This window comes from Burkholderia sp. Bp9143, from assembly GCF_003853645.1.
In the GTDB taxonomy this organism is placed as follows: Bacteria; Pseudomonadota; Gammaproteobacteria; order Burkholderiales; family Burkholderiaceae; genus Burkholderia.
Genome location: NZ_QTPO01000002.1, coordinates 199,248 through 222,563, shown reverse-complemented (window position 1 = coordinate 222,563; position 23,316 = coordinate 199,248). Strand labels below are relative to the sequence as shown.

Annotated in this window: 25 protein-coding genes and 1 tRNA gene; 12 read left to right on the top strand and 14 right to left on the bottom strand. The window is 65.8% G+C overall.

Features of this window, described 5'->3' with window-relative positions:
• The first annotated feature begins 2 nt into the window (after positions 1–2).
• From argJ to DIE23_RS02495, 3 genes are read left to right on the top strand one after another with little or no spacing between them, the layout of a single operon-like run.
• Complete coding sequence (gene argJ, locus DIE23_RS02505; RefSeq protein WP_124610648.1) at positions 3–1,244, top strand: bifunctional glutamate N-acetyltransferase/amino-acid acetyltransferase ArgJ; 1,242 nt, start codon at positions 3–5, stop codon at positions 1,242–1,244.
• Between the two features lie 19 nt (positions 1,245–1,263).
• Positions 1,264–2,133 (top strand): ATP-binding protein, encoded by an 870-nt coding sequence (locus DIE23_RS02500; protein WP_124610647.1) that lies wholly within the window; start codon positions 1,264–1,266, stop codon positions 2,131–2,133.
• Complete coding sequence (locus tag DIE23_RS02495; protein ID WP_124610646.1) at positions 2,130–2,588, top strand: NUDIX domain-containing protein; 459 nt, start codon at positions 2,130–2,132, stop codon at positions 2,586–2,588. Before DIE23_RS02500 ends, DIE23_RS02495 begins: the two co-directional genes overlap by 4 nt.
• 61 nt (positions 2,589–2,649) lie before the next feature.
• Here the strand turns inward: DIE23_RS02495 and DIE23_RS02490 are convergent, their stop codons facing one another.
• The 10 genes from DIE23_RS02490 to DIE23_RS02445 all read right to left on the bottom strand — a co-directional run bounded on the left by DIE23_RS02490 (position 2,650) and on the right by DIE23_RS02445 (position 11,785).
• Positions 2,650–2,850, bottom strand: coding sequence for a DNA gyrase inhibitor YacG (locus tag DIE23_RS02490; RefSeq protein WP_124610645.1), 201 nt, complete (start codon positions 2,848–2,850; stop codon positions 2,650–2,652).
• Positions 2,851–2,878: 28 nt separating this feature from the next.
• Positions 2,879–3,634, bottom strand: coding sequence for a cell division protein ZapD (zapD, locus tag DIE23_RS02485; protein ID WP_124610644.1), 756 nt, complete (start codon positions 3,632–3,634; stop codon positions 2,879–2,881).
• 109 nt (positions 3,635–3,743) lie between these two features.
• Positions 3,744–4,352 (bottom strand): dephospho-CoA kinase, encoded by a 609-nt coding sequence (gene coaE, locus DIE23_RS02480; protein WP_124610643.1) that lies wholly within the window; start codon positions 4,350–4,352, stop codon positions 3,744–3,746.
• An 84-nt stretch (positions 4,353–4,436) separates the two neighbouring features.
• Positions 4,437–5,348 (bottom strand): A24 family peptidase, encoded by a 912-nt coding sequence (locus DIE23_RS02475; protein ID WP_124610642.1) that lies wholly within the window; start codon positions 5,346–5,348, stop codon positions 4,437–4,439.
• Between the two features lie 45 nt (positions 5,349–5,393).
• Complete coding sequence (locus tag DIE23_RS02470) at positions 5,394–6,599, bottom strand: type II secretion system F family protein (RefSeq protein WP_124610669.1); 1,206 nt, start codon at positions 6,597–6,599, stop codon at positions 5,394–5,396.
• Between the two features lie 5 nt (positions 6,600–6,604).
• Positions 6,605–7,882, bottom strand: coding sequence for a GspE/PulE family protein (locus tag DIE23_RS02465; RefSeq protein ID WP_124610641.1), 1,278 nt, complete (start codon positions 7,880–7,882; stop codon positions 6,605–6,607).
• Between the two features lie 82 nt (positions 7,883–7,964).
• Positions 7,965–9,251 (bottom strand): HlyC/CorC family transporter, encoded by a 1,287-nt coding sequence (locus DIE23_RS02460; protein ID WP_124610640.1) that lies wholly within the window; start codon positions 9,249–9,251, stop codon positions 7,965–7,967.
• Between the two features lie 587 nt (positions 9,252–9,838).
• The gene (locus tag DIE23_RS02455; RefSeq protein ID WP_124610639.1) at positions 9,839–10,384 is read right to left on the bottom strand and encodes a hypothetical protein; all 546 of its coding nucleotides are present in this window, start codon (positions 10,382–10,384) and stop codon (positions 9,839–9,841) included.
• 179 nt (positions 10,385–10,563) lie between these two features.
• Positions 10,564–10,640: transfer RNA gene (locus DIE23_RS02450), tRNA-Pro, on the bottom strand.
• Positions 10,641–10,789: 149 nt separating this feature from the next.
• Positions 10,790–11,785, bottom strand: coding sequence for a polyprenyl synthetase family protein (locus DIE23_RS02445; protein WP_124610638.1), 996 nt, complete (start codon positions 11,783–11,785; stop codon positions 10,790–10,792).
• A 210-nt stretch (positions 11,786–11,995) separates the two neighbouring features.
• On the opposite strand from DIE23_RS02445, the gene rplU reads away from it, so the two are divergent.
• From rplU to proB, 4 genes are all read left to right on the top strand, one after another.
• Positions 11,996–12,307, top strand: coding sequence for a 50S ribosomal protein L21 (gene rplU / locus DIE23_RS02440; RefSeq protein WP_006025184.1), 312 nt, complete (start codon positions 11,996–11,998; stop codon positions 12,305–12,307).
• A gap of 24 nt (positions 12,308–12,331) precedes the next feature.
• Entirely contained in the window at positions 12,332–12,595 is a 264-nt protein-coding gene (rpmA, locus tag DIE23_RS02435; protein ID WP_006476999.1) for a 50S ribosomal protein L27, read from the top strand.
• Between the two features lie 187 nt (positions 12,596–12,782).
• Positions 12,783–13,895: an Obg family GTPase CgtA gene (gene cgtA, locus DIE23_RS02430; RefSeq protein WP_124610637.1), complete on the top strand. Its 1,113-nt coding sequence runs from the start codon at positions 12,783–12,785 to the stop codon at positions 13,893–13,895.
• A 90-nt stretch (positions 13,896–13,985) separates the two neighbouring features.
• Complete coding sequence (gene proB, locus DIE23_RS02425) at positions 13,986–15,104, top strand: glutamate 5-kinase (protein ID WP_059465328.1); 1,119 nt, start codon at positions 13,986–13,988, stop codon at positions 15,102–15,104.
• Between the two features lie 103 nt (positions 15,105–15,207).
• Here the strand turns inward: proB and DIE23_RS02420 are convergent, their stop codons facing one another.
• Together DIE23_RS02420 and DIE23_RS02415 are read right to left on the bottom strand one after the other, a co-directional pair.
• Entirely contained in the window at positions 15,208–15,816 is a 609-nt protein-coding gene (locus DIE23_RS02420; protein ID WP_124610636.1) for a CNP1-like family protein, read from the bottom strand.
• Between the two features lie 13 nt (positions 15,817–15,829).
• Complete coding sequence (locus DIE23_RS02415) at positions 15,830–16,477, bottom strand: RNA pyrophosphohydrolase (protein WP_124610635.1); 648 nt, start codon at positions 16,475–16,477, stop codon at positions 15,830–15,832.
• A gap of 218 nt (positions 16,478–16,695) precedes the next feature.
• Here DIE23_RS02415 and DIE23_RS02405 point away from each other — a divergent pair, with 218 nt between their 5' ends.
• The gene (locus tag DIE23_RS02405) at positions 16,696–18,432 is read left to right on the top strand and encodes a proline--tRNA ligase (protein ID WP_124610634.1); all 1,737 of its coding nucleotides are present in this window, start codon (positions 16,696–16,698) and stop codon (positions 18,430–18,432) included.
• 21 nt (positions 18,433–18,453) lie between these two features.
• Positions 18,454–19,056: a MarC family protein gene (locus tag DIE23_RS02400; protein WP_096472392.1), complete on the top strand. Its 603-nt coding sequence runs from the start codon at positions 18,454–18,456 to the stop codon at positions 19,054–19,056.
• Positions 19,057–19,135: 79 nt separating this feature from the next.
• Here DIE23_RS02400 and DIE23_RS02395 read toward each other — a convergent pair whose 3' ends face one another.
• Together DIE23_RS02395 and ffh are read right to left on the bottom strand one after the other, a co-directional pair.
• A complete protein-coding gene (locus DIE23_RS02395; protein ID WP_124610633.1) occupies positions 19,136–19,687 on the bottom strand; it encodes a hypoxanthine-guanine phosphoribosyltransferase in 552 nt (183 codons plus the stop codon).
• Positions 19,688–19,781: 94 nt separating this feature from the next.
• Entirely contained in the window at positions 19,782–21,149 is a 1,368-nt protein-coding gene (ffh, locus tag DIE23_RS02390; protein ID WP_039317379.1) for a signal recognition particle protein, read from the bottom strand.
• Between the two features lie 89 nt (positions 21,150–21,238).
• Here ffh and DIE23_RS02385 point away from each other — a divergent pair, with 89 nt between their 5' ends.
• The 3 genes from DIE23_RS02385 to ampD are packed head-to-tail and all read left to right on the top strand — an operon-like array spanning position 21,239 to position 23,047.
• Positions 21,239–22,132 carry an inner membrane protein YpjD gene (locus DIE23_RS02385; protein ID WP_124610632.1) on the top strand — a complete coding sequence of 298 codons (894 nt, stop codon included), beginning with the start codon at positions 21,239–21,241 and terminating at the stop codon, positions 22,130–22,132.
• Positions 22,133–22,145: 13 nt separating this feature from the next.
• On the top strand, positions 22,146–22,460 hold the full coding sequence (locus DIE23_RS02380; RefSeq protein ID WP_124610631.1) for a PP0621 family protein: 315 nt from the start codon (positions 22,146–22,148) through the stop codon (positions 22,458–22,460).
• Positions 22,457–23,047 (top strand): 1,6-anhydro-N-acetylmuramyl-L-alanine amidase AmpD, encoded by a 591-nt coding sequence (gene ampD, locus DIE23_RS02375; protein ID WP_124610630.1) that lies wholly within the window; start codon positions 22,457–22,459, stop codon positions 23,045–23,047. Before DIE23_RS02380 ends, ampD begins: the two co-directional genes overlap by 4 nt.
• Positions 23,048–23,316: the final 269 nt, after the last annotated feature.

Sequence of the window (23,316 nt, the reverse complement as noted above, 5' to 3'; positions counted from 1 at the left end):
CCATGGCTGTCAATTTTCCGTCGATCGATCCCGCCCAACTCCAACCCGTCGCCGGCGTCACGCTCGGCTGGGCGGAAGCGAACATCCGCAAGCCGAATCGCAAGGACGTGCTGGTCATCTCCGTCGACGAAGGGGCGACGGTCGCCGGCGTATTCACCGAGAATCGCTTCTGCGCCGCACCGGTGACGGTGTGCCGCGAGCACCTGGCAAAGGTGCGTGACGGCGGCGCGGGCATCCGCGCGCTCGTCGTGAACACGGGTAACGCGAATGCGGGCACCGGCGAGCCGGGCCTCGCGAACACCCGCGAAACCTGCGCGGAACTCGCGCGCCTCGCGGGCATCGACGCCGCGCAGGTGCTGCCGTTCTCGACCGGCGTGATTCTCGAGCCGCTGCCGATCGACCGCCTGAAGGCCGGGCTGCCGGCCGCGCTCGCGAACCGCAAGGCCGCGAACTGGTACGACGCCGCGCAGGCGATCATGACGACCGACACGCTGCCGAAGGCCACGTCGCGCCAGGTGACGATCGACGGCCACACGGTCACGCTGACGGGCATCAGCAAGGGCGCGGGCATGATCAAGCCGAACATGGCGACGATGCTGGGCTTCCTCGCGTTCGATGCGAACGTCGCGCAGCCGGTGCTCGACACGCTCGTGAAGGAAGTGGCCGATCGCTCGTTCAACTGCATCACGATCGACGGCGACACGTCGACGAACGACTCGTTCATCCTGATCGCGTCGGGCAAGAGCACGCTTCCCGCGATCACGTCGACGGACTCGCCGGCCTATGCGGCGCTGCGCGACGCGGTCACGCAGGTCGCCCAGGTGTTGTCGCAACTGATCGTGCGCGACGGCGAAGGCGCGACGAAATTCATGACGGTGCAGGTCGAAGGCGGCAAGAGTGTCGCCGAGTGCCGCCAGATCGCGTATGCGATCGGACATTCGCCGCTCGTGAAGACGGCTTTCTATGCATCCGACCCCAACCTGGGCCGGATCCTCGCGGCGATCGGCTATGCGGGCGTCACGGATCTCGACGTCGGCAAGATCGATCTCTATCTCGACGACGTGCTCGTCGCGAAGGCCGGCGGTCGCAATCCCGCCTACCAGGAAGAGGACGGCCAGCGCGTGATGAAGCAGAGCGAAATCACGATCCGCGTGCTGCTCGGCCGCGGCGACGCGCAGGCAACCGTCTGGACGTGCGACCTGTCGCACGATTACGTGAGCATCAACGCGGATTACCGCTCCTGATCGGGAGCGCTCGAACGACATGGACAAGCTCGAACAGTTTCTGACGCGCGCGGAAGCGCTGCTCGGCCGCCTCGAGGGGATGCTGCCGCCCGCGCCGGCGGCCGTCGACTGGAATGCCGCCACTGCGTTTCGCTGGCGCAAACGCCAGGGGCGCGGCTATCTGCAGCCGGTGCCGGCCGCGTCGACGATCACGCTCGACGACCTGCACAACATCGATCGTCAGAAAGGGCTGATCGAGCAGAACACGCGACAGTTCGTGCAGTGCAAGCCGGCGAACAACGTGCTGCTGACCGGTGCCCGCGGCACCGGCAAGTCGTCGCTGATCAAGGCGTGCCTGAACGCGTATGCGAAGGAGGGGCTGCGCCTGATCGAAGTCGACAAGGACGACCTGCACGATCTCGGCGACATCGTCGAGCTGATCGCGCGGCGTCCGGAGCGGTTCATCGTGTTCTGCGATGACCTGTCGTTCGAGGAAGGCGAATCGGGCTACAAGGCGTTGAAGGTCGCGCTCGACGGCTCGATCGCCGCGCAGTCCGACAACGTGCTGATCTACGCGACGTCGAACCGCCGCCATCTGCTGCCCGAATACATGAGCGACAACGAGTCGTACAAGCATCTGCCGGACGGCGAGATTCACCCCGGTGAAGTCGTCGAGGAAAAGATCTCGCTGTCGGAGCGCTTCGGCCTGTGGGTCAGCTTCTACCCGTTCAAGCAGGACGACTACCTCGACATCGTCGCGCACTGGCTGCGCCATTTCGGCTGCGTGGACGCCGAGATCGAGACGGCACGCGGCGACGCACTCGTCTGGGCGCTCGAGCGCGGTTCGCGGTCGGGGCGCGTCGCATGGCAGTTCGCGCGCGACTGGTCGGGCCGCAAGGAGCAGGCATGAGCACGGATTCCACAACGAGCGCCGTGCGCGCGCCCGACGGCCGCAAGGTGACCGAAGTCGCGGTCGGTGTGATGGTACGGCCGGACGGGCCGGTCGGCCGCTGCCGCTACCTGCTCGCGCAGCGGCTGCAGGGCAAGCCGTACGAAGGCTACTGGGAGTTTCCGGGCGGCAAGCTGGAGGCCGGGGAGAGCGTCGAGGACGCACTGGCGCGCGAGTTGCACGAGGAACTCGGCATCGAGGTCACGGCCAGCCACCGCTGGCATACCCTCGAGCACGATTATCCGCACGCGTACGTGCGGCTCTATTTCTGCAAGGTGACGGGCTGGACGGGCGAGCCGCACAGCAAGGAAGGGCAGGCGTTCGTGTGGCAGCCACTGCCGGTCGAGGTCGCGCCGCTGTTGCCGGCGGCGCTGCCGGTGCTGGAACTGCTCGAGAAGGAAGCGGCGTCGCAATGACGCCGTGACGGCTCGCCTGAAAGGCGGGCCATATCCGCCCACGGGCGGTGCCGCGCGCCGCTCAGCTGTCGCCGCGGCCGTCGGTGCCGTCTTCCTCCGACGACGGACCCTCGTCGGAGGACCCGCCGATGCGGTACTTTTCTGCGGCCCATGCACCGAGGTCGAGCTGCTTGCAGCGGGCCGAACAGAAGGGACGGAACTTGTTTTCAGGCGTCCAGCGCACTTCCGCGCCGCACGAAGGACATTTCACAACGGTAGTCATACGAAAGCGTCGAACCGGCACACGGCCGTTACAGATTGCACAGTGTCAGATGGAACGGCACGTCGATGTCCACCGCGCGCGGCCGCACGTCGCCGTCCTGCATGGTGAACCGTACCCACAGCATGTATTTGTTGGCGCTCGCTTCGGGAATGACGCGCAGCTCCGGCGGCACGCGCACCTGCATCAGCTGATAGGAGCGTCCCGACAGCATCTGCTGGTAGCTGCCCTGCATTGCCATCACCTTCGACGCCTGACCCGATTCGCGCGCGAGCCGCAGCACGATCGCCGCGGCATCGCGCAGCGGCAGCAGTGGCAGGATCCATTTCGCGATGTCCTGGCGCCGCTGTTCCGCGGGCCATTGCTGCCACGCATAGTACGACGGCAGGTCGAACTTGCACGTGCCGCCGGGAATCACCGCGCGGCTGCGGATGCTGGCAAGCCACTCATTGTCGACCAGATGCTGCCCGGTCTTGCCCTGCATCTGCGCAAGATTGGCGAGCGTCTGCTCGATTTCACCGAGCACGGACTCGAGTGCATTCTGTTCGATGCCCGGATTGCCGCGAAAGGGGGCGAGCGTCTGGCGTTGACGTTCGAGCTCCTTCATCAGATCCGATTTCAGGTCCGCGCGGCCCGTGACCTCGGCGATTTCGAACAGCGTCGTCAGTGCGACGTGATGTTCTCGCGGGTCCTCCTGAGTCAAAAAGAACGCGAAGCGCTCGAACAGGTCTTCGAGGCGCAACAGCGTGCGAATTCGCTCGTTGAACGGATACTCGTAAAGAATCAAGCGCGCTCGCCTCTTGGGTAGGGATTGAAACAATGCAGGACATTCTAATGCTCACTCTCTACCCTAGCAACGCACCAATTTCGTACACCATCACGATCGCGCGCGGCGGTCAGTGCGCGGCGGCCGCGAATCCGAGATAGCGTTGGTGCAGTGCATCGACTTGCGCGGCGAGCGCATCGGGTGTCGTCGCGTCGTTGACGATCACGTCGTCGGCCGCCGCGAGACGCGCTTCGCGCGTTGCCTGTCTTGCGATGATCGCTTCGACCTGTTCACGCGTGAAATCATTGCGCCGCATCACACGTGCGATCTGCGTTTCGACCGGACAGTCGACCACGAGCACACGATCGCTGCGCGCCTTCCAATTGCCTGACTCCACGAGCAGCGGCACGACGAAGATCACGTAAGGGCCCTGCGCTTCGCGCGCTTCGCGATCGGTCTCGGCGCGGATCAGCGGATGCGTGATCGCTTCGAGGCGCCGGCGTGCGTCGTCGTCGCTGAAAATGAGTGCGCGCATCTTCGCGCGATCGAGCGAGCCGTCGGCCGCGACGAAGTCCGGTCCGAATGCGTGTTCGATCGCCGGCATCGCGAGACCGGCCGGTGCGGTGATTCGGTGCGCGATCAGGTCGGTATCGACGAGCGATGCCCCGCGTGCGGCGAACATGTCGGCGACGGTCGTCTTGCCGCTGCCGATGCCGCCGGTGAGTCCTATTGAAAACATGTGAGCCTCCGCCGGGCCGCCACAAGGAGGCGAAGTGCCTCCCCGCGACGCAGCGAACAAAGCGGACGCCGGCGGTGCGTCATGTCAGCCGCCGAGCGCCGAATAGAAAGGTGTACCGAAAAATAGCGTGGCGACGCCGCCTGCCGCGAGGAACGGGCCGAACGGAATCGGCTCCTCGAAACGCATGCGCCCGCGCCAGGTCGCGACGAGCCCGACGAGCGCGCCCGTCACCGCGGCGAACAGCACGACCTGCGGCAGTGCGGTCCAGCCCATCCATGCACCGAGCGCGGCGAGCAGCTTCAGGTCGCCGAAGCCGATGCCCTCGATGCCGCGCAGCCATTTGAACAGCCAGTAGATCGACCACAGGAACAGGTAGCCAGCCATCGCGCCGACCACGGCCGAACGCAGCGACGTGAACGTTCCGCCGAGATTCAGTGCGAGCCCGGCCCACAGCAGCGGCAGCGTCATCGAATCGGGCAGGTAGCCGGTCCGGATATCGATCGCGCTCATCGCCAGCAGCGCGGCACACAGTCCGAACGCGGCGAGTGCGGCGACGGTGGGGCCGAACGCGGCGAGCGACCCGGCGGCGAGCAGCGCACCGGCAAGCTCGACGAGCGGATAGCGCACGCCGATCGCATGGCCGCACTGACGGCAGCGCCCGCGCAACAGCAGGTAGCTGACAAGCGGGATGTTCTCCCACGCGCGCAGCACGTGACCGCAATGCGGACAGGCGCTGCGCGGGCGCCACAGATCGTAGTGCGGCGGATAGCCGTCGTCCGGCGGCGTGCTCGCGCTGCCGGTCGCTTCGGCGATTTCGGCCTGCCAGGCGCGCTGCATCATCACCGGGATCCGGTGCACGACGACGTTCACGAAGCTGCCGACGCACAGGCCGAGCACGACGGCGAATACATACTGCACCGCGGGCGGCAGCATCGCCAGCGCGAGCAACGTGCTGTCGGGCGAGTCGAAAACGGTGGTCAGGGGCGCGGGCGTCATGGGGCTCGGGTTCGGGCTTGAAAGGCGACAGAGTCGGTTGCGATGCTACACCACGTTGCCTAGCTGAAGGATGGGCAGATACATCGCGATCACAAGGCCGCCGACGAGCGCGCCCAGCACGATCACGATCAGCGGCTCGCCGAGCGCGGCGAGCGCATCGAGGCGCGCGTCGAGCTGACGCTCGCAAAGCGCGGCGATGTCGGCGAGCATCGTGTCGAGCGCGCCGGTTTCCTCGGCGACGGCGATCGGCTGCACGACGTCGTCCGGAAAGCAGCCCGCCGCGTGCATCGCGTCGGCGAGACGCGCGCCGCGCAGCACGCGCGTCGCGATCTGCGCGGTGGCCTGTTCGAACACCGGATGGCCGGCGGTGCGTTCGAGCGTGGCGAATGCATCGGCGAGCGGGACGCCCGCACCGAGCAGCGTTGCAAGCGAGCGGCACCAGCGCGCGGTCGCGAACCGCGTGAGCGCGCTGCCGACGAGCGGCGCATTCAGCACGTGTAGCGCGACCGTGTAGCGCAGCGATGGCGAGCGCCGCAGCGCGTGGCGCGCGGCGAGTCCCGCGCCGGCTGCGCCAGCGACGAACGTGCCGCCCCAGGCCGATGTCGCGGACGAGAGGGCGAGCAGGGCGCGGGTCGGGGCCGGCAACGCCGCGCCGAAGCCATCGAAGATCTGCCGGAACGTCGGCACGACCCACACCATCAGCGCGGCCGAGATCGCGAGCGCGAACACGATGACGGCGACCGGGTAGGCGAGTGCGGCGCGCAGCTTGCGCCATTGCGCGTCGGCGCGTTCGCGGTGCTCCGCGACGCGGGTCAGTACGGTCCCGAGCGCGCCCGATGCCTCGCCCACCTCGATCAACTGGCGATACAGCGTGCCGAACTGGGACGGATAGCGTGCAAGCGCGGCGGCGAAGCGTTGTCCGCCGACGATCTCGCGTGCGAGGCCGGCGGCGATGCGCGGCAGCCCGTCGCGCGTACGGGTGCGGGCGAGCATCTCGAGCGACGGTGCGAGCGGCAGTCCGGCTTGCAGCAGGCTAGCGAGCTGACGCGTGAAGCGCGTGACCTCCCGTGCGCCGGCCGCCGGTGGTCGGGCCGTGCCGCGGACGTCGAGCGACAGCACCGCGACGCCGTCGCGCGCGAGCGCTGCGCGCGCGGCGGCTGCATCGAAGGCGATGACGTTCCCGCGGCATGGCGTGCCGTCGCGACGACGGCCACGCCACGCGAAACGCGTCTCGGGCGGCGGCATATGCATTGCGATCACGCGTCAGGCGTCGCGGCCAGCGCTTCCGCGACGCTCGTCGTGCCGTCGCGAACGTGCGCGAGTGCCGCGTCACGCAGACTGCGTACGCCCTCGGCGGCCGCGCATTGCGCGAGCGCGCCGACGCTTGCGCGCGCGACGATGCGTTCCGCCATCTCCGGTGAAACCGGCATCGTCTGATGCAGGCCGATCCGGCCTCGATAACCGATGCCGTGACAGGCGGAACAGCCGCGTGCGACGAACGGGCGCCATCCGGATTCCAGCGTCGCCGGGTCGCAGCCTGCGTCGCGCAGCGCGCGCACCGACGCGTCCGAACGCACACGGCAGGTGGTGCACAGACGCCGAACGAGGCGTTGCGCGGTGACGAGGCGCAACGCGGCCGCCAGGTTGTACGGCGCGACACCGATGTCGAGCAGTCGCGCGACGGCTGCCGGCGCGTCGTTCGTATGCAGCGTCGACAGCACGAGGTGCCCGGTTTGCGCGGCCTTGATCGCGACGTCGGCCGTCTCCGCATCGCGAATTTCACCGACCATGATGACGTCCGGGTCCTGCCGCAGCAGCGCGCGCAGCGCAGTGGCAAAAGTGAGCCCGGCCTTTTCGGCGACACCGACCTGGTTGATGCCGTCGAGCTGAATCTCGGCCGGATCCTCGACCGTGCATACGTTGTGCGCATCGCGGTCGAGCATCTGCAGCGCGCAGTAGAGCGACAGCGTCTTGCCGCTGCCGGTCGGCCCGGTGACGAGCACGAGACCGTGCGGCGCGCGTATCGCGGCTTCCATCGCCGCGGCCTGCCGCGCGTCGAACCCGAGGCGCGCGAGCGTGAGGTCGGGCGGCAGCGTTTCGAGGCGGCGCAACACGAGCTTTTCGCCGAACAGCGTGGGCAGCGAGCTGACCCGGTAGTCCCCTCGCATGCCACCGTCGACCGCTATGCGCAGCCGGCCGTCCTGCGGAAGCCGGCGCTCGGCGATGTCCATGCGGGCGAGCACCTTGATCCGCGTCACGAGCGCGTCGCGCAGATGAGCGGGCGGTCGCGCGTGTTCATGCAGGACGCCGTCTATACGCAGGCGGATGCGCCAGCCTGCTTCGAACGGTTCGACGTGGATGTCTGACGCGTCGCGCACGCGGGCGGCGTGCAGCGTGTCGGTCAGCAGCCGTACGGCGGGCGAATCGTCGAGTTGCGTCGCGTCGAGCGACCGGGATGTTTCAGCGAGCGATGCGTCGGTGGAGACGGGCGGCCGCTGCGTGCGCAGCGGCGCCCCGGGAGGTGGGAAGTGCATGTGAGCCGGCGCTCGGCCGCCTGTTGATCGTGACCGGCAAATGGTCGCGTATCACGAGCGGCGCCGACAGTCGGCCGTTCGGCTAGCGCGCGGCGCGTGCGCGCGTGCTGTGCGGTTTGAAGAGCTTGACGGTACGCACGGCCTGGTCGTCGCTGCGCATGACCTCGAGCATCACGTCGCGGATTTTCAGGCACACGTCGCCTTCGGGAATTTCCTCGAGGATTTCGAGGATCAGGCCGTTCAGCGTCTTCGGTCCGTCGGTCGGCAGTTGCAGGTGCAGCCAGCGGTTCAGTTCTCGTAGCGGCATGCTGGCGGCGACGATGCATTCGCCGTTCGCGTCCCAGCCGCCCGCGCGTTCGCCGCGCGGCATCGACGTCGTGAATTCGCCGATCAGCTCCTCGATGATGTCCTCGGGCGTGACGAGCCCCTCGAGTTCACCGTACTCGTTGACGACGAGCGCGGTCCGCTGCCGGCTTTCCTGGAAATACTGGAGCTGCTGGACGACCGGCGTGCCCGACGGCACGTAGTACGGCTCGGCGAGCAGCGTGCGCAACGTTTCGCGGTCGAAATCCTGGTTGTGCAGCGCGGTGAGCGTCTTGCGGACGTGCAGCACGCCCAGCACCTTGTCGATGTCGCCTTCGTAGACGACCAGGCGGTTGTGATAGCAGGTCTCGAGCTGATGCAGGATGTCGTCGAGCGGCGCGTAGAAGTTGAGCGACTCGATCTGCCGGCGCGGCACCATCACGTCGTCGACCGTGATGTTCTCGAGGTCGAACAGGTTGAGCAGGATGCTGCGGTGCTTGGTCGGCATGAAGCTGCTCGACTCGAGCACGATCGCGCGCAGCTCGTCGGCCGACATCCGCTGGTCGCGTCCCTTCTTCGTATTGATGCGCAGCACCCAGAGCACGCCGTTCGCGAGCGCGTTGACGAACCAGACGACCGGCTTGAACACGCGCATCAGCGGCGCGATCACGAGACTGGCCGGCAGCGCGATGCGCTCGGGAAAGGTCGCGCCGACGATCTTCGGCGCGATTTCCGCGAACACGATGATCAGGAACGCGACGATGCCGGTCGCGATCGACAGCGCGAGGTTGTTACGGCCGAACGTGTGCAGCGCGAGCGACGTCGTCAGGACCGGGATGATCGTGTTGAACAGGTTGTTGCCGATCAGGATCACGCTGAGCAGCAGGTCAGTGCGCGTGAGGAGGCCCTGCGTGGTTTTCGCGCCGAGCACGCCCTGGCCGGCGAGATGCTTCAGCCGATGGCGGTTGAGCGCCATCATCGCGGTCTCGGAAATGGAAAAGAAGCTGGAGCAGAGGAGAAGCAGGAAGACGGCGCCGATTTGCGCCCATAAGGGAATTTGGTCCACGCGTCAGAAGGGCAGTGAAGGACAGGGATGAAGGGAATATAGCAGAGGCCGGCGGCCGGGATGTGTCGGGCGCGGCACGAGGGCTCGCGCGATCAGGCAAACAGAAGGCAAAAAAAAACCGTGCACACGGTGCACGGTTTTTTCAAATCTGGTCGGGGTGAGAGGATTCGAACCTCCGGCCTCTACGTCCCGAACGCCAGTTTGCCGCCCTACACGGGTTTCGTCAGTATATTCGATTCCTTGAAAATCAACCACTTGCGTCTGGCTGCGCTCGCCTGCGCACCGCTGCGCGCAAGGGGAAATGGCGGCAATTGCCGCAAGATTGCCGCAAGATTTTCGCGGTCAGCCGCGTTTCCGCGGGGGCGATTATGCGTGCCTGGGGACGTCCGTCGACTGGCAGCGCGCGGCGGGTGTCGCCCTGGCTCCTGGGAGGGCCCTGGCCATTCATTGAGGCGGTTAATTGGGGTACGTTTACGAGGGGGCTACCTTAGGGCGTTGACCATTGAGCGGTTGCCGACACGTCGTGCCTGGCGCAGTAACGTCTGCGGGCATGCCTGGCCGCGCCTGCGGGCGGAGGTGTCCAGGGACTATCCGGCGCCGCTGGCAGCAGCGGCGCTCTCTGTGCAATGTTTCGACATCGTTTTCGAAAGGACCTGCGATATAAACCGCGCTCGCTTCACTTGCCCGTCATCACTCGACGGAAACTGCAAGATGAGCACCGCTGCCTTCATGCCACTGAACAAACAGGACGTCGCCCAGATTCTGGGCGTCTCCATCCGGACCGTGGAAAACTTTGTATCGAAGGGGCGGATGAGGTCGACGAACGTGACCTGGTGGGCCTTCGTGTAGTCGCGGAACAGGCCGCGGCTGCGCTCTTCCTCGATTTTCTGCACGGTCTTTTCGGCTTCCGCGATAGAGCCTGCGGTGTAGTTCACCGTCGGCCAGCCTTTCTGGCGGATGCGGATTTCGATGGTGTCCTCGTACTGGCCGAGGCGCGGTTTCAGTTTCTGCGCGACGAGTTCGGTGTGGTACGCCTTCGCGTCGGTCAGCCGGTGAAAGGAAAATTCGCGGTGCAGGTCGTCGCGTTGTCTGACGCTGACGAAGAAGCGGCTGCGGTTGGTGATGCTGGCCATCGGGCGGTCTCCGGTTGGGAAGGAAGACCGTGTTTAACGAGGGGGGTTTAGATTTCGCGGGAGTAGGGCGCAGCGTTTCCGTCAGAGGAAATTGCCGCAAGATTGCCGCAAAGCGGCGCCGCAAAACAAAAACCGCCCGGCGAAGCGGGCGGTTGTGCCTTGATTTAACAAGGAAAATCTGGTCGGGGTGAGAGGATTCGAACCTCCGGCCTCTACGTCCCGAACGTAGCGCTCTACCAGGCTAAGCTACACCCCGATTTTTTGCTCTTCCGACTCCGCCGTCTTGGTGAAGATCGCTGCGTCGTCTCAAGCAAGAACGTAACTATAACGATGTTTTTTCGAAAAGGGAATACCTTGATGAAGAAATTTTTCGAGACAAGGTATCGCCTCTCGTTCGCGGCGCGTTTACGACTGCCGCGACGTCGAGTACGAGCACAACGCGAGCAGGCTTTCCTTGTAGATCGAATCCGGGAACGCAGTGATCGCGGCCGCCGCCGCCTGTGCTTCCTGACGTGCACATTCGAGCGTATGGTCGAGTGCGCCCGAACGCGTGATCGCGTCGAAGATCGTGTCGAAGCGATCGGTGCCGCCTTGCTCGATTGCCTCGCGTGCGAGCGTCGACTGCTCGGGCGTGCCGCGTTCGATCAGATAGATGAGCGGCAGCGTCGGCTTGCCTTCGCGCAAGTCGTCGCCGGCATTCTTGCCCATCGCTTCGGCCGTGCCCGCGTAGTCGAGCCAGTCGTCCATGATCTGGAACGCGGTGCCGATCCGGCGGCCGTATTCGGCCGCGGCCGCTTCGGTCGGCGCGTCGGCGCCGGCGAGCACCGCGCCCAGGCGGGCCGATGCCTCGAACAGCTTCGCCGTCTTGTAGCGGATCACCTGCATGTAGCGCGTCTCGTCGACGTCCGCGTCGTGCATGTTCAGAAGCTGCAGCACTTCGCCTTCGGAAATGATCGTCGTCGCTTCCGACAGGATTTCCATCACGCGCATCTTGCCGACGCCGACCATCATCTCGAACGAGCGCGAATAGAGGTAGTCGCCAACCAGCACGCTCGCCGCGTTGCCGAACAGCGCGTTGGCCGTCTGGCGACCGCGTCGCAGTTCGGATTCGTCGACGACGTCGTCATGCAGCAGCGTGGCCGTGTGGATGAACTCGACGACGGCGGCCAGCACGTGCCGCTGGTGCGACGTCTCGCCGAGCGCGCCGGCGACGAGCAACAGCAGGGCCGGACGCAGTCGCTTGCCGCCCGCGCCGATGATGTACTCGGCGATCTGGTTGATCAGCAGCACGTCGGACGCGAGGCTTTGCCGGATAACGCGATTCACCTGCTCCATGTCGCTGGCGATCGGGGCGAGCAGGTGGGCGGCGCTGAGGGTGGGGGAGGCGGTGGACGACGACATGATGATCGAAATGGGTGATGCCGCGGATTATAAGTCGAATCCGAGATATCCCGGTCTGTCGGACGTGCCCGCACCGTGATTTTGGCCGTCCGGCCAGGGCTTGCGCGCGGCAATCGTCGATCGGCTTTGACTCGGGTGCTAACCCCATGTATAATCACGTGTTTTCCGCGCGTGGTGTGCGGAAAAATTGGATCCAGAGTGAGGTTCTCAATGTACGCGGTCATAAAAACCGGCGGCAAGCAGTACAAGGTTGCCGTTGGCGAAAAACTCAAAGTAGAACAGATACCGGCTGACATTGACGCTGAAATCACGCTCGACCAGGTTCTCGCAGTGGGCGAAGGCGAATCGATTAAGTTCGGTACGCCGCTGGTCAGTGGGGCTTCCGTCAAGGCCACCGTTGTGTCGCACGGTCGTCATGCCAAGGTCACCATCTTCAAGATGCGTCGCCGGAAGCACTACCAAAAGCACGGCGGCCACCGCCAGAACTACACTGAGCTGCGCATCGACGCGATCAACGCGTAAGCGCCTCGGTAAAGGAGCAATCAGATGGCACACAAAAAGGCAGGCGGCTCTTCCCGGAACGGCCGCGACTCCGAGTCGAAACGTCTCGGCGTGAAAGTGTACGGCGGCCAGGCGATCAACGCCGGCGGCATCATCGTGCGTCAGCGCGGTACGCGCATGCACGCTGGCGAGAACGTCGGCATGGGCAAGGATCACACCCTGTTCGCGCTGGTCGACGGTCACGTCAAGTTCGCGACCAAGGGCGCGGACAAGAAGCATCTGGTCATCGTTGTCCCGGCGGCTGCCTAAGTTCAGGCACCCACGGGCTTCGTAGCCGAAAGGCCCCGCAGTCTTCGCGGGGCCTTTTTTTATTTGGCCGCCGCGCGCATGTGCGCGCTGGCGGCTGTCGCGAAACGGCGGGCAATCGGCCGAACGGCAGATTGTTCAAGCGCGCCGGCGCGCGGCACAATAGCGGAAATACTGGTCGGAGTGACGAATGAAGTTCATTGACGAAGCACGAATCGAAGTCATCGCCGGCGACGGAGGCGATGGCAGCGCGTCGATGCGCCGCGAGAAATTCGTTCCGTTTGGCGGGCCGGACGGCGGCGACGGCGGCCGGGGCGGCAACGTCTACGCGATCGCCGACCGCAACATCAACACGCTGATTGACTACCGTTACGCGAAGAAGCACCTGGCGCGCAACGGCGAAAACGGTCGCGGTTCGGATTGCTACGGCAAGGGCGGTGACGACGTCACGCTGCGCATGCCGGTCGGTACGGTCGTGACCGACATGGACACGGGCGAACTGATTGCCGATCTAACCGAGCACGATCAGCAGGTGATGCTCGCGAAGGGCGGCGCAGGCGGTCTCGGCAACCTGCATTTCAAGTCGAGCACGAACCGCGCACCGCGCCAGAAAACCGACGGCAAGCCCGGCGAACGGCGCATGCTGCGGCTCGAGCTGAAGGTGCTCGCCGACGTCGGGCTGCTCGGCATGCCGAACGCCGGCAAGTCGACCTTCATCTCGTCGGTGTCGAACGCGAAGCCGAAGATCGCCGATTATCCGTTCACGACGCTCGCGCCGAACCTCGGCGTCGTGCGGGTCGGCCCGAGCAAGAGTTTCGTGATCGCCGATATTCCGGGGCTGATCGAGGGCGCCGCCGAAGGCGCGGGCCTCGGCCACCAGTTCCTGCGACACCTGCAGCGCACCGGCGTGCTGCTGCATCTCGTCGATTTGGCCCCGTTCGACGAAAGCGTCGATCCGGTCGCGGAAGCGACCGCGATCGTCGGCGAACTGCGCAAGTATGACGAGGCGCTTTACGAGAAGCCGCGCTGGCTCGTCCTCAACAAGCTCGACATGGTGCCGGAAGACGAGCGCGAGGCGCGCGTCGCCGATTTCCTCGACCGTTTCGGCTGGGACGGCCCGGTGTTCGAGATTTCGGCGCTCACAGGCCAGGGCTGTGAAGCGCTGTGCTACGCGATCTACGATTACCTCGCCGAGCATTCGGACGCGCATCGTGCGGCGGAAGAGGAAGATCTGGCCGCGGACGTGCGGTTCCGCGATGCGCCGCCCGCCGATGGCGGTGCGACGCCCGGCGGCGACGCCTGAGCGGCCCCGAAACGCACCGGGCATCGCGTCCGGTGCCGGAATTCAATCGCGCCCGGCCGGGCAGGCATCAGATACAGGAGACAGCGCACGATGCGTTCGATCATCGCGGATTCGAAGCGATTGGTGGTGAAGGTGGGCTCCAGCCTCGTGACCAACGACGGCAAGGGGCTCGATCATGCTGCAATCGGCCGCTGGGCGGCCCAGATCGCCGCGCTGCGCGCGCAGGGCAAGGAAGTGGTGCTCGTCAGTTCGGGCGCGATTGCCGAAGGGATGCAGCGGCTCGGCTGGAGCAAGCGTCCGCGCGAGATCGACGAACTGCAAGCCGCCGCCGCAGTCGGCCAGATGGGGCTCGCGCAAGTCTATGAAAGCCGCTTTACCGAGCACGATATCCGCACCGCGCAGATCCTGCTGACGCATGCCGATCTGGCCGATCGCGAACGCTACCTGAATGCGCGCTCGACGCTGCTCACACTGCTGCGGCTCGGCGTCGTGCCGATCATCAACGAGAACGACACGGTCGTCACCGACGAAATCAAGTTCGGCGACAACGACACGCTCGGCGCGCTCGTCGCGAACCTGATCGAAGGCGATGCGCTGATCATCCTGACCGACCAGTCGGGGCTGTTCACCGCCGATCCGCGCAAGGATCCGAACGCGACGCTGGTCGCGGAAGCCAGTGCGGGCGCACCGGAACTCGAGGCGATGGCGGGCGGCGCAGGCTCGAGCCTCGGTCGCGGCGGGATGCTGACGAAGATCCTCGCGGCGAAGCGCGCAGCGCACAGTGGCGCGAACACCGTGATCGCGAGCGGCCGCGAAGCCGACGTGCTGGTGCGGCTGGCGGCGGGCGAGGCGATCGGCACGCAACTGATCGCACGCACCGCGCGGATGGCCGCGCGCAAGCAATGGATGGCCGACCACCTGCAGGTACGCGGGCACGTCGTGATCGATGCGGGCGCGGTTGAAAAGCTGACGGCCGGTGGCAAGAGCCTGCTGCCGATCGGCGTGATCGGCGTGCAGGGCGCGTTCGCACGCGGTGAAGTGATCGCGTGCGTCGGCCCCGACGGGCGTGAAGTGGCGCGTGGCCTTACGAACTACAGCAGTGCGGAAACGAAGCTGATTCACCGCAAGCCGAGCGGCGAGATCGAGACGGTACTCGGCTACATGCTGGAGCCGGAGCTGATTCACCGCGATAACCTCGTGCTTGTGTAAGCGCTCGGCAGACGTCGCGAGACCACGAAAAAGCCCGCATTGCGCGGGCTTTTTTATTGCGACGGGCGGGGCAGGGTCGGACAGGCAGCCTGCGCAAACGCCGTCAGCGCAACTGGCTCATCGCGGTGCGATGGAACCGGATGTTCTCGAGAATCTGCTGGGTCGTGCCCTGCGGCATCTTGTTCGAGCAGAAGTAGTCCTGGTACAGCGCCGAGTGGTACGCGTTCAGCTCGCCGTTCTCGATGCGACGCCAGTCGTTCTCGACCGTGCGGTCCCAGCCGTCGTGATCCGAATTCAGGCCCGCGTACTGACGCCATTCGTAGGTGTCGCAGCGGATGCCTTCATAGTTCACGTTGCGCGCGCCGGCCGGGCTCGTGATGACGACTGCATAGCGCACGACGCCGTCGGTGCCGACCACGAGCGACTTCGCATCGACGGAGAACTTGAGCGGGGTGTTCTGCGACACGTTGAACGGCAGCAGGTCGCCCGCTTGCGGCAGCGGCGGCAGCGTGTCGACCGGGTTTTCCTTCCAGTTGCCCTGGCGGTCCAGCAGGTACACGAACTCGCTGTCATCCTTGTTGGTCGGCGTCTTCGAATTCGCGCAACCGGCCAGCGTGGCCGCCGCGACAATCGATGCGAGCGCGAGAGCAATCGCTTTCAATATGCATTCCTCGTAAAAAAAGGGCGCGACACCAAGGTCGCGCCCGGTCATGCAGTCCGACTCGTCATTTGCCGACGATCACGCGGGGCGGCAACTCGTCGAGCGTGCTCGCCTCTACTTCGATCTCCGAACAGACTACCGATGTGTCGACAATCGTCAGCGTCTGCTGGGCCTGTGCGCCAATGACGCGCGGATAGCGCGACGGACGCGGCCCACGCGGCTTTTCGGCTCGCTGCGCCGGGCGGCGCAGGAAGCGCGACAGTTCCGTCAGCGCCAACTGATAGACATCCCGCTTGAACTCGATCACCGCATCGAGCGGCACCCAATACTCGTTCCAGCGCCACGCATCGAACTCCGGGTGATCGGTCGCGCGCAAGCAAATGTCGCAATCGCGTCCGACCATCCGCAGCAGGAACCAGATCTGCTTCTGGCCGCGGTAATGTCCGCGTACTTCGCGTTTGATGAACTTGTCAGGCACCTCGTAACGCAACCAGTCGCGAGTGCGGCCGATTATCTTGACGTGTTCCGGGTGCAGGCCCGTCTCCTCGTGCAGTTCCCGGTACATCGCCTGCATGGGGGTCTCGCCGTACTTGATCCCACCTTGAGGAAACTGCCAGGAATGCTCGCGGAGCCGCTTGCCCCAAAACACCTCGTTGCGCGCGTTCAAGAGGATGATGCCGACGTTCGGGCGAAAGCCTTCACGATCCAGCATACAACCACCTTCGAATCCTTTAAAATTGCTTTGATTATAAACAGATAACGGGCGCTGCGCACCGTGACGGAGCGAATCCGCGCGGGGTACACCGGCTGAATTGTCCCTGATTTGTCTGCTAAGTCATCTGCGCCATCGTCGTTCGTCGCGCGCAGCTTTTTCACCTTGAAACTTTTTCGGGCGCCCCGCCTGGGGGCGCCGTATTTGGAACCGTCCGCATGAAAGCTTCCCGTTTCTTTATCGGCACCCTCAAAGAAGCACCGGCCGACGCAGAGATCGTCAGCCACAAGCTGATGGTGCGCGCCGGCATGATCCGTCGCGTCGCCGGCGGCATCTACAATTACCTGCCGGTCGGCCTGCGTTCGATTCGCAAGGTCGAGGCGATCGTGCGCGAGGAAATGAACCGGGCAGGCGCCATCGAGCTGCTGATGCCGGCCGTGCAACCGGCCGAGCTGTGGCAGGAATCGGGCCGCTGGGAACAGTATGGCCCGGAGCTGCTGCGCTTCAAGGACCGCAAGGACAACGACTTCGTGATCGGGCCGACGCACGAGGAAGTCGTCACCGACATCGCCCGCAACCAGATCAAGAGCTACCGGCAGATGCCGGTGAACTTCTACCAGATCCAGACGAAGTTCCGCGACGAGATCCGTCCGCGCTTCGGCGTGATGCGCGGACGCGAATTCATCATGAAGGACGCGTATTCGTTCGACAAGGACGCGGCCGGCCTGAACGAGTCGTATCGCAAGATGTATGACGCATACGTGCGCATCTTCACGCGCCTCGGCCTCGAGTTCCGTGCGGTCGCGGCCGACAGCGGCTCGATCGGCGGCAACTTCTCGCACGAGTTCCACGTGATCGCCGATACCGGCGAGGACGCGATCGCCTACTGCCCGACGTCCGATTTCGCGGCGAACATCGAAGCGGCCGAAGCGCTGCCGCTGACTCCCAAGCGCGCGGCGCCGGCCGAAGCGATGGAGAAGGTCGCGACGCCCGGCAAGGCGAAGTGCGAAGCCGTCGCCGAACTGCTGGCGATCCCGCTCGAGCGCACGATCAAGTCGATCGTGCTCGCGACCGAGAACGAAGGCGCCGAGCCGACCATCTGGCTCGTGATGCTGCGCGGCGACCACGACCTGAACGAGATCAAGGTATCGAAGCTGCCGGGGCTGAAGAACCACCGCTTCGCGACCGAGCAGGAAATCGTCGAATGGTTCGGCACGCCGCCGGGCTATCTCGGCCCGGTCGGCACGAAGAAGCCGGTGAAGGTGATCGCCGATCGCACGGTCGCGAACATGAGCGACTTCGTCGTCGGCGCGAACGAGGTCGACTATCACATCGCAGGCGTGAACTGGGGCCGCGACCTGCCGGAGCCGGAAGTCGCCGACGTGCGCAACGTGAAGAAGGGCGATCCGTCGCCGGACGGCAAGGGAGAGATCGACATCTGCCGCGGCATCGAAGTCGGCCACGTGTTCCAGCTCGGCACCAAGTACTCGGAAGCGATGGGCGCGACGTTCCTCGACGAGTCGGGCAAGCCGCAGCCGATGCTGATGGGCTGCTACGGCGTCGGCGTCACGCGCATTCTCGGCGCGGCGATCGAACAGAACTTCGACGACAAGGGCATCATCTGGCCCGAGTCGATCGCGCCGTTCGAGGTCGTGCTGTGCCCGATGGGCTATGACCGCAGCGAGATGGTCCGCGAGGCCGCCGACAAGCTGTACGCGGAACTGGCCGCGGCCGGCATCGACGTGATCCTCGACGATCGCGGCGAGCGCCCTGGCGTGATGTTCGCCGACTGGGAACTGATCGGCGTGCCGCATCGCCTGGTGATCGGCGAGCGCGGCCTGAAGGAAGGCAAGATCGAGTACCAGGGCCGCCGCGACGCCGAGGCGACGCTGCTGCCGGCCGACGCGGCTGCGGCGACGGTGACGGAGAAGATCCGCGCCGCGCTCGCGCACTAAGCGCCGCGACCGGGGGACACGGTGGAATACACCTTCCTGTCGGCCACCGTGCTCCTCGTGCTGATCACGGATCCGCTCGGCAACATCCCGCTGTTCATCACGGCGATGCGGGACGTGCCGCGCGAGCGGCGCGTGAAGCTGATCCTGCGTGAAGTCGGGATCGCGTTCGTGATCCTGCTGTTCTTCATGGTGGTCGGCGACCGCTTCCTGCGGATGATGAACCTCACCGACCTGTCGCTGCGGCTCGGCGGCGGGATCGTGCTGTTCCTGATCGCTTTGCGGATGATCTTCCCGCATCCGGACGGTGCGCTCGGCAGCGATCCTCGTGCCGGGGGCGAGCCGTTCATCGTGCCGCTCGCGATTCCCGCGCTCGCCGGGCCGTCCGCGCTCGCGACGGTGATGCTGCTGACGTCGCAGGCGCCGGGCAAGATGTTCGAGTGGGTCGGCGCGCTGACGGTCACGATGATCGTCTGCGCGATCACGTTGGTGCTGGCCGAACGGATCCAGCAGTGGCTCGGCGAGCGGACCGTCGCCGCGTTCGAGCGGCTGATGGGTCTTGTGCTCGTCGCGATCTCGGTCGAGATGCTGCTGGCCGGCATCCGGGCGTTCGTGCACCAGTTGTAGCACGGGCGGCGCGGCCGAGGAAAAAAAGCGGCGCTCCGGGAAACCGGAGCGCCGCTTTTCTTTATGGCGGGCAGGGCGGTCAGACGTTCGCGGTCAGCGCACGGATCGTCGGGAGGTTGCGCCAGTAGCCCTTTGCGTCCATCCCGCAGCCGAACACGTAGCGGTCCGGCACCGAGAATCCGCAGAAGTCGGGGTGCAGCGGTTTCGCCTTCGTCAGCGTCTTCTCGCACAGCACGGCGGACATGAAGCGCTTCGCACCCATGTCGAGGATGCGGTCGCGGATCGCGGCCATCGTCTCGCCTTCGTCGAGGATGTCGTCGAGCACGAGCACGATCCGGTCCTTCACCGATTCTCGCGGGGCGACGCGCCAATGCATCTCGGGGCTGCCCTGCGTCGTGTTGCGGTAGCGGGTCAGGTGGATGTAGTCGAATTCCAGCGGGAAATCGAGATGCGGCAGCAGCATCCCGGTAAACACCGCGGCGCCGCCCATCACCGAGAGAACGAGCGGGAACGCATCGCCGATCTCGGCGCGGATCGCGTCGGCCATCCGGGCGATCGAGGCGTTGACGGCGTCTGCCGAGACGATCTCTTCGGAGTGGTCGAAAATGTGGAGGGCTTCTTCGCGGTTCATGTGTTCTGGCGGGCAGTCGGTATACAAATAAGAATGAAGCAGAACGGCCGGCGCGCGCTACGGCAAAAACCCGCGCGCCGGCCGACGGGCGGAATCAGCGCATGCCGGGCATCATGCCCTTCAGGCCGCGCATCATCTTCTGCATGTTGCCGCCCTTCAGCTTCTTCATCATCGTACGCATTTGGTCGTACTGGTTCAGCATCCGGTTGACTTCCTGCACCGGCACGCCCGCGCCGGCTGCAATGCGGCGCTTGCGCGTCGCCTTGATGATTTCGGGTTTCGCTCGCTCGGCGGGCGTCATCGAACTGATGATCCCTTCCATCCGGCGGATCGACTTCTCGGCCTGGCCCATGTCGGCGCCGGCCGCGGCCTGCTGGAACTGCGCAGGCAGCTTGTCCATCAGCGACGACAGGCCGCCCATGTTCTTCATCTGCGAGATCTGCGCGCGGAAGTCGTTCAGGTCGAAGTCGCCGCCTTTCTTGACCTTGTCGGCGAGCTTCTGCGCGGCCTGCACGTCGACGCCGCGCTGGGCTTCCTCGACGAGCGCGAGGATGTCGCCCATGCCGAGGATCCGGTTCGCCATCCGGTCCGGGTGGAACACCTCGAGGCCGTCGAGCTTTTCGGCGACGCCGACGAACTTGATCGGCTTGCCCGTGATGTGGCGCACCGACAGCGCGGCACCGCCGCGCGAATCGCCGTCGAGCTTGGTCAGCACGACGCCGGTGAGCGGCAGTGTGTCGTTGAACGCCTTCGCGGTGTTGACCGCGTCCTGGCCGAGCATCGCGTCGACGACGAACAGCGTTTCGGCCGGCTTCAGCGTGCCGTGCAGCGCGGCGATTTCCTGCATCATCGCCTCGTCGATACCGAGGCGGCCGGCCGTGTCGACGATCAGCACGTCATGGTAGTGGCGCTTCGCCCAGTCGACGGCCGCGAGCGCGATGTCGACGGGCTTCTGGTCGGGTGTCGACGGGAAGAAATCGGCACCGACCTGTTCGCTCACCGTTTTCAGCTGCATGATGGCGGCCGGGCGATACACGTCGCACGACACCGTCAGCACCTTCTTCTTGTACTTCTCGCGCAGCAGCTTCGCGAGCTTGCCGGCGGTCGTGGTCTTGCCGGCGCCCTGCAGGCCGGCCATCAGGATCACGGCGGGCGGCGTGACCGCGAGATTCAGCTCGGCGGCCTTGCCTTCGTAGTCGCCGCCGATCACGGCGGTCAGTTCCTTCTGGACCACGCCGACGAGCGCCTGACCCGGCGACAGGCTGCTGATCACTTCCTCGCCGAGCGCCTTTTCCTTGACCTTGGCGATGAATTCGCGGACGACGGGCAGCGCGACGTCGGCTTCCAGCAGCGCGAGACGCACCTCGCGGAGCATCTCCTGGGTGTTCGCCTCGGTAAGCCGGGCCTCGCCGCGCAGCGTCTTGACGACGCGCGCCATCCGTTGAGTGAGATTGTCGAGCATGGGGAGCGATGGACAGTGGGGCCCGAAGGCGCAACGGAACCGAACAAAGGGAGCCGTCGCGGGAAGGGGGCCTAGTGTAAACTTCGAACATGGATATTGTACTGTATGCCCTCACTGCATTCCTGTACGGCGGCCTCGCCGTCGCAGGCTGGCGCACGCACCGCCAGGGCGCGACGCCGCTCGTCGCGAGCGTGCCGGCCGTGCCGGTTCCGGCGTCCGCCGCGTCGGGGATGAGCGGGGCCGGCCGCGCGCTGCTGTTCGCGGCGCTCGTCGCTCACGGCGTGTTGCTGCACATGACGATTTTCCCGCACGACGCGATGATCTTCGGTTTCGCGTTCGCGCTGTCCGCGATGTTCTGGCTCGGCGCCGGCATCTACTGGATCGAGAGCTTCTTCTTCCCGCTCGACAGCCTGCGCCTGCTGGTGCTGCCGCTCGCGTGCGGCGCGTCGCTGCTGCCGCTCGTGTTCGGCGGCGTGCGGGTGCTGCCTTATGCCGCGGCGCCGCTGTTCAAGATGCACTTCCTGATCGCGAACATCGCGTACGGCCTCTTCGCGATCGCCGCGCTGCACGCGGTCCTGATGCTGATGGTCGAGCGGCGCCTGCAGTCGCTGAGGAGCGGCGGGCGCGACGGCTCGACCGGCTGGATCGCGAGCTGGCTCGAAACGCTGCCGCCGCTGCTCACGCTCGAGAAGCTGCTGTTCCGCCTGATCGGCGCGGGTTTCGTGTTGCTGACGCTGACGCTCGCGTCGGGGATCCTGTTCAGCGAGCAAGTCGATGCACGCGCGCTGCGGCTCGATCACAAGACCGTGTTCGCGGTACTGTCGTGGCTGATGTTCGGTGGCCTGCTGGTCGCCCACAAGACGTCGGGCTGGCGCGGGCGCGGCGCCGCGCGCTGGGTGCTCGTGTCGTTTGCCGCGCTGCTGCTCGCGTATGTCGGCAGCCGGTTCGTTTTCGAGGTGCTGCTGCACCGCTCCGTGGTTTGAACGCAGGTTTCCGATGCGACAGATTCTTCTCCTGATTCTTCTCTTCTTCGCGGGTTCGTGGCTCACGCGCAAGCTGCGCCAGGCCCAGGAGCATGCGCAGGCGCGCACCGGCCGCGGTGGCGGCTACGACGGCGCGTCCGGTCGCGGCACCGGGACGGCACGCCCGAACGACGACGCTCGCTCGCTGCCCGAACCGATGGTGCGCTGCGCCGAATGCGGCGTGCATGCGCCGAAGGGCGATGCCGTCGCCGTAGGCGGCGAATACTTCTGCAGCACCGAGCACGCGCAGCGCCACGGCGCACGCGCGAGCGGCCACGACGCCCGATGAGCGACGCAGCGCTGCTGTCGGTCGACGCACACGGCTGGGTGCGCGAAGCGCGCCACGCGCCGTCGCCGAATTTCGAGGCGCGGCCCGCGGGCGCGGTGCCGACGCTCGTCGTCGTCCACAACATCAGCCTGCCGCCTGGCGAGTTCGGCGGCGACGCAATCGAAGCGCTGTTCCTGAATCGCCTCGATTGCGATGCGCATCCCTATTACCAGAGCCACCTGCGCGACGTGCGCGTGTCCGCGCACTTCCTGATCCGTCGCGACGGCGAGCTCGTGCAGTTCGTGTCGTGCGACGAGCGCGCATGGCATGCGGGCGCGTCCGAGTTCTTCGGCCGTCCGCGCTGCAACGACTTCTCGATCGGCATCGAGCTCGAAGGCACGGACGACGTGCCGTTCGACGCGGCGCAGTACGCGACGCTCGGCGTGCTCGCACGCGCGCTCGCCGCGCGCTACCCGATCGATGCCGTTGCCGGGCACTCGGACGTCGCGCCGGGCCGCAAAACCGACCCCGGGCCGCACTTCGATTGGCAACGCTTCGCGGGCGATGCCGGCTTTTCCGACGAATACTTTCCTTTCCGTCAGCACTGAACGCAGGGTTTTTTGACCGGGGAAAGTTTTTTCTCCGACCAATGCCTTGTCGTGTCTGCGCGCGAGCGATGTCAATACCTCCATCGCAAATTATCCGTTTTGACCTCGTCCGAATGTCCACTATACTTGGTGCCAGTTGAGTGGTTCTGTACTAGATATAGTGTGTGTCGCAGGGGAAACCCGAGCGGCACCGGCCGGCGGGCAACGCCGGCGGACAGGGTTCTCAGGGCGGCGCGCCAGGCCGGGCGGTCCGGGCGTCGCGATCAAGC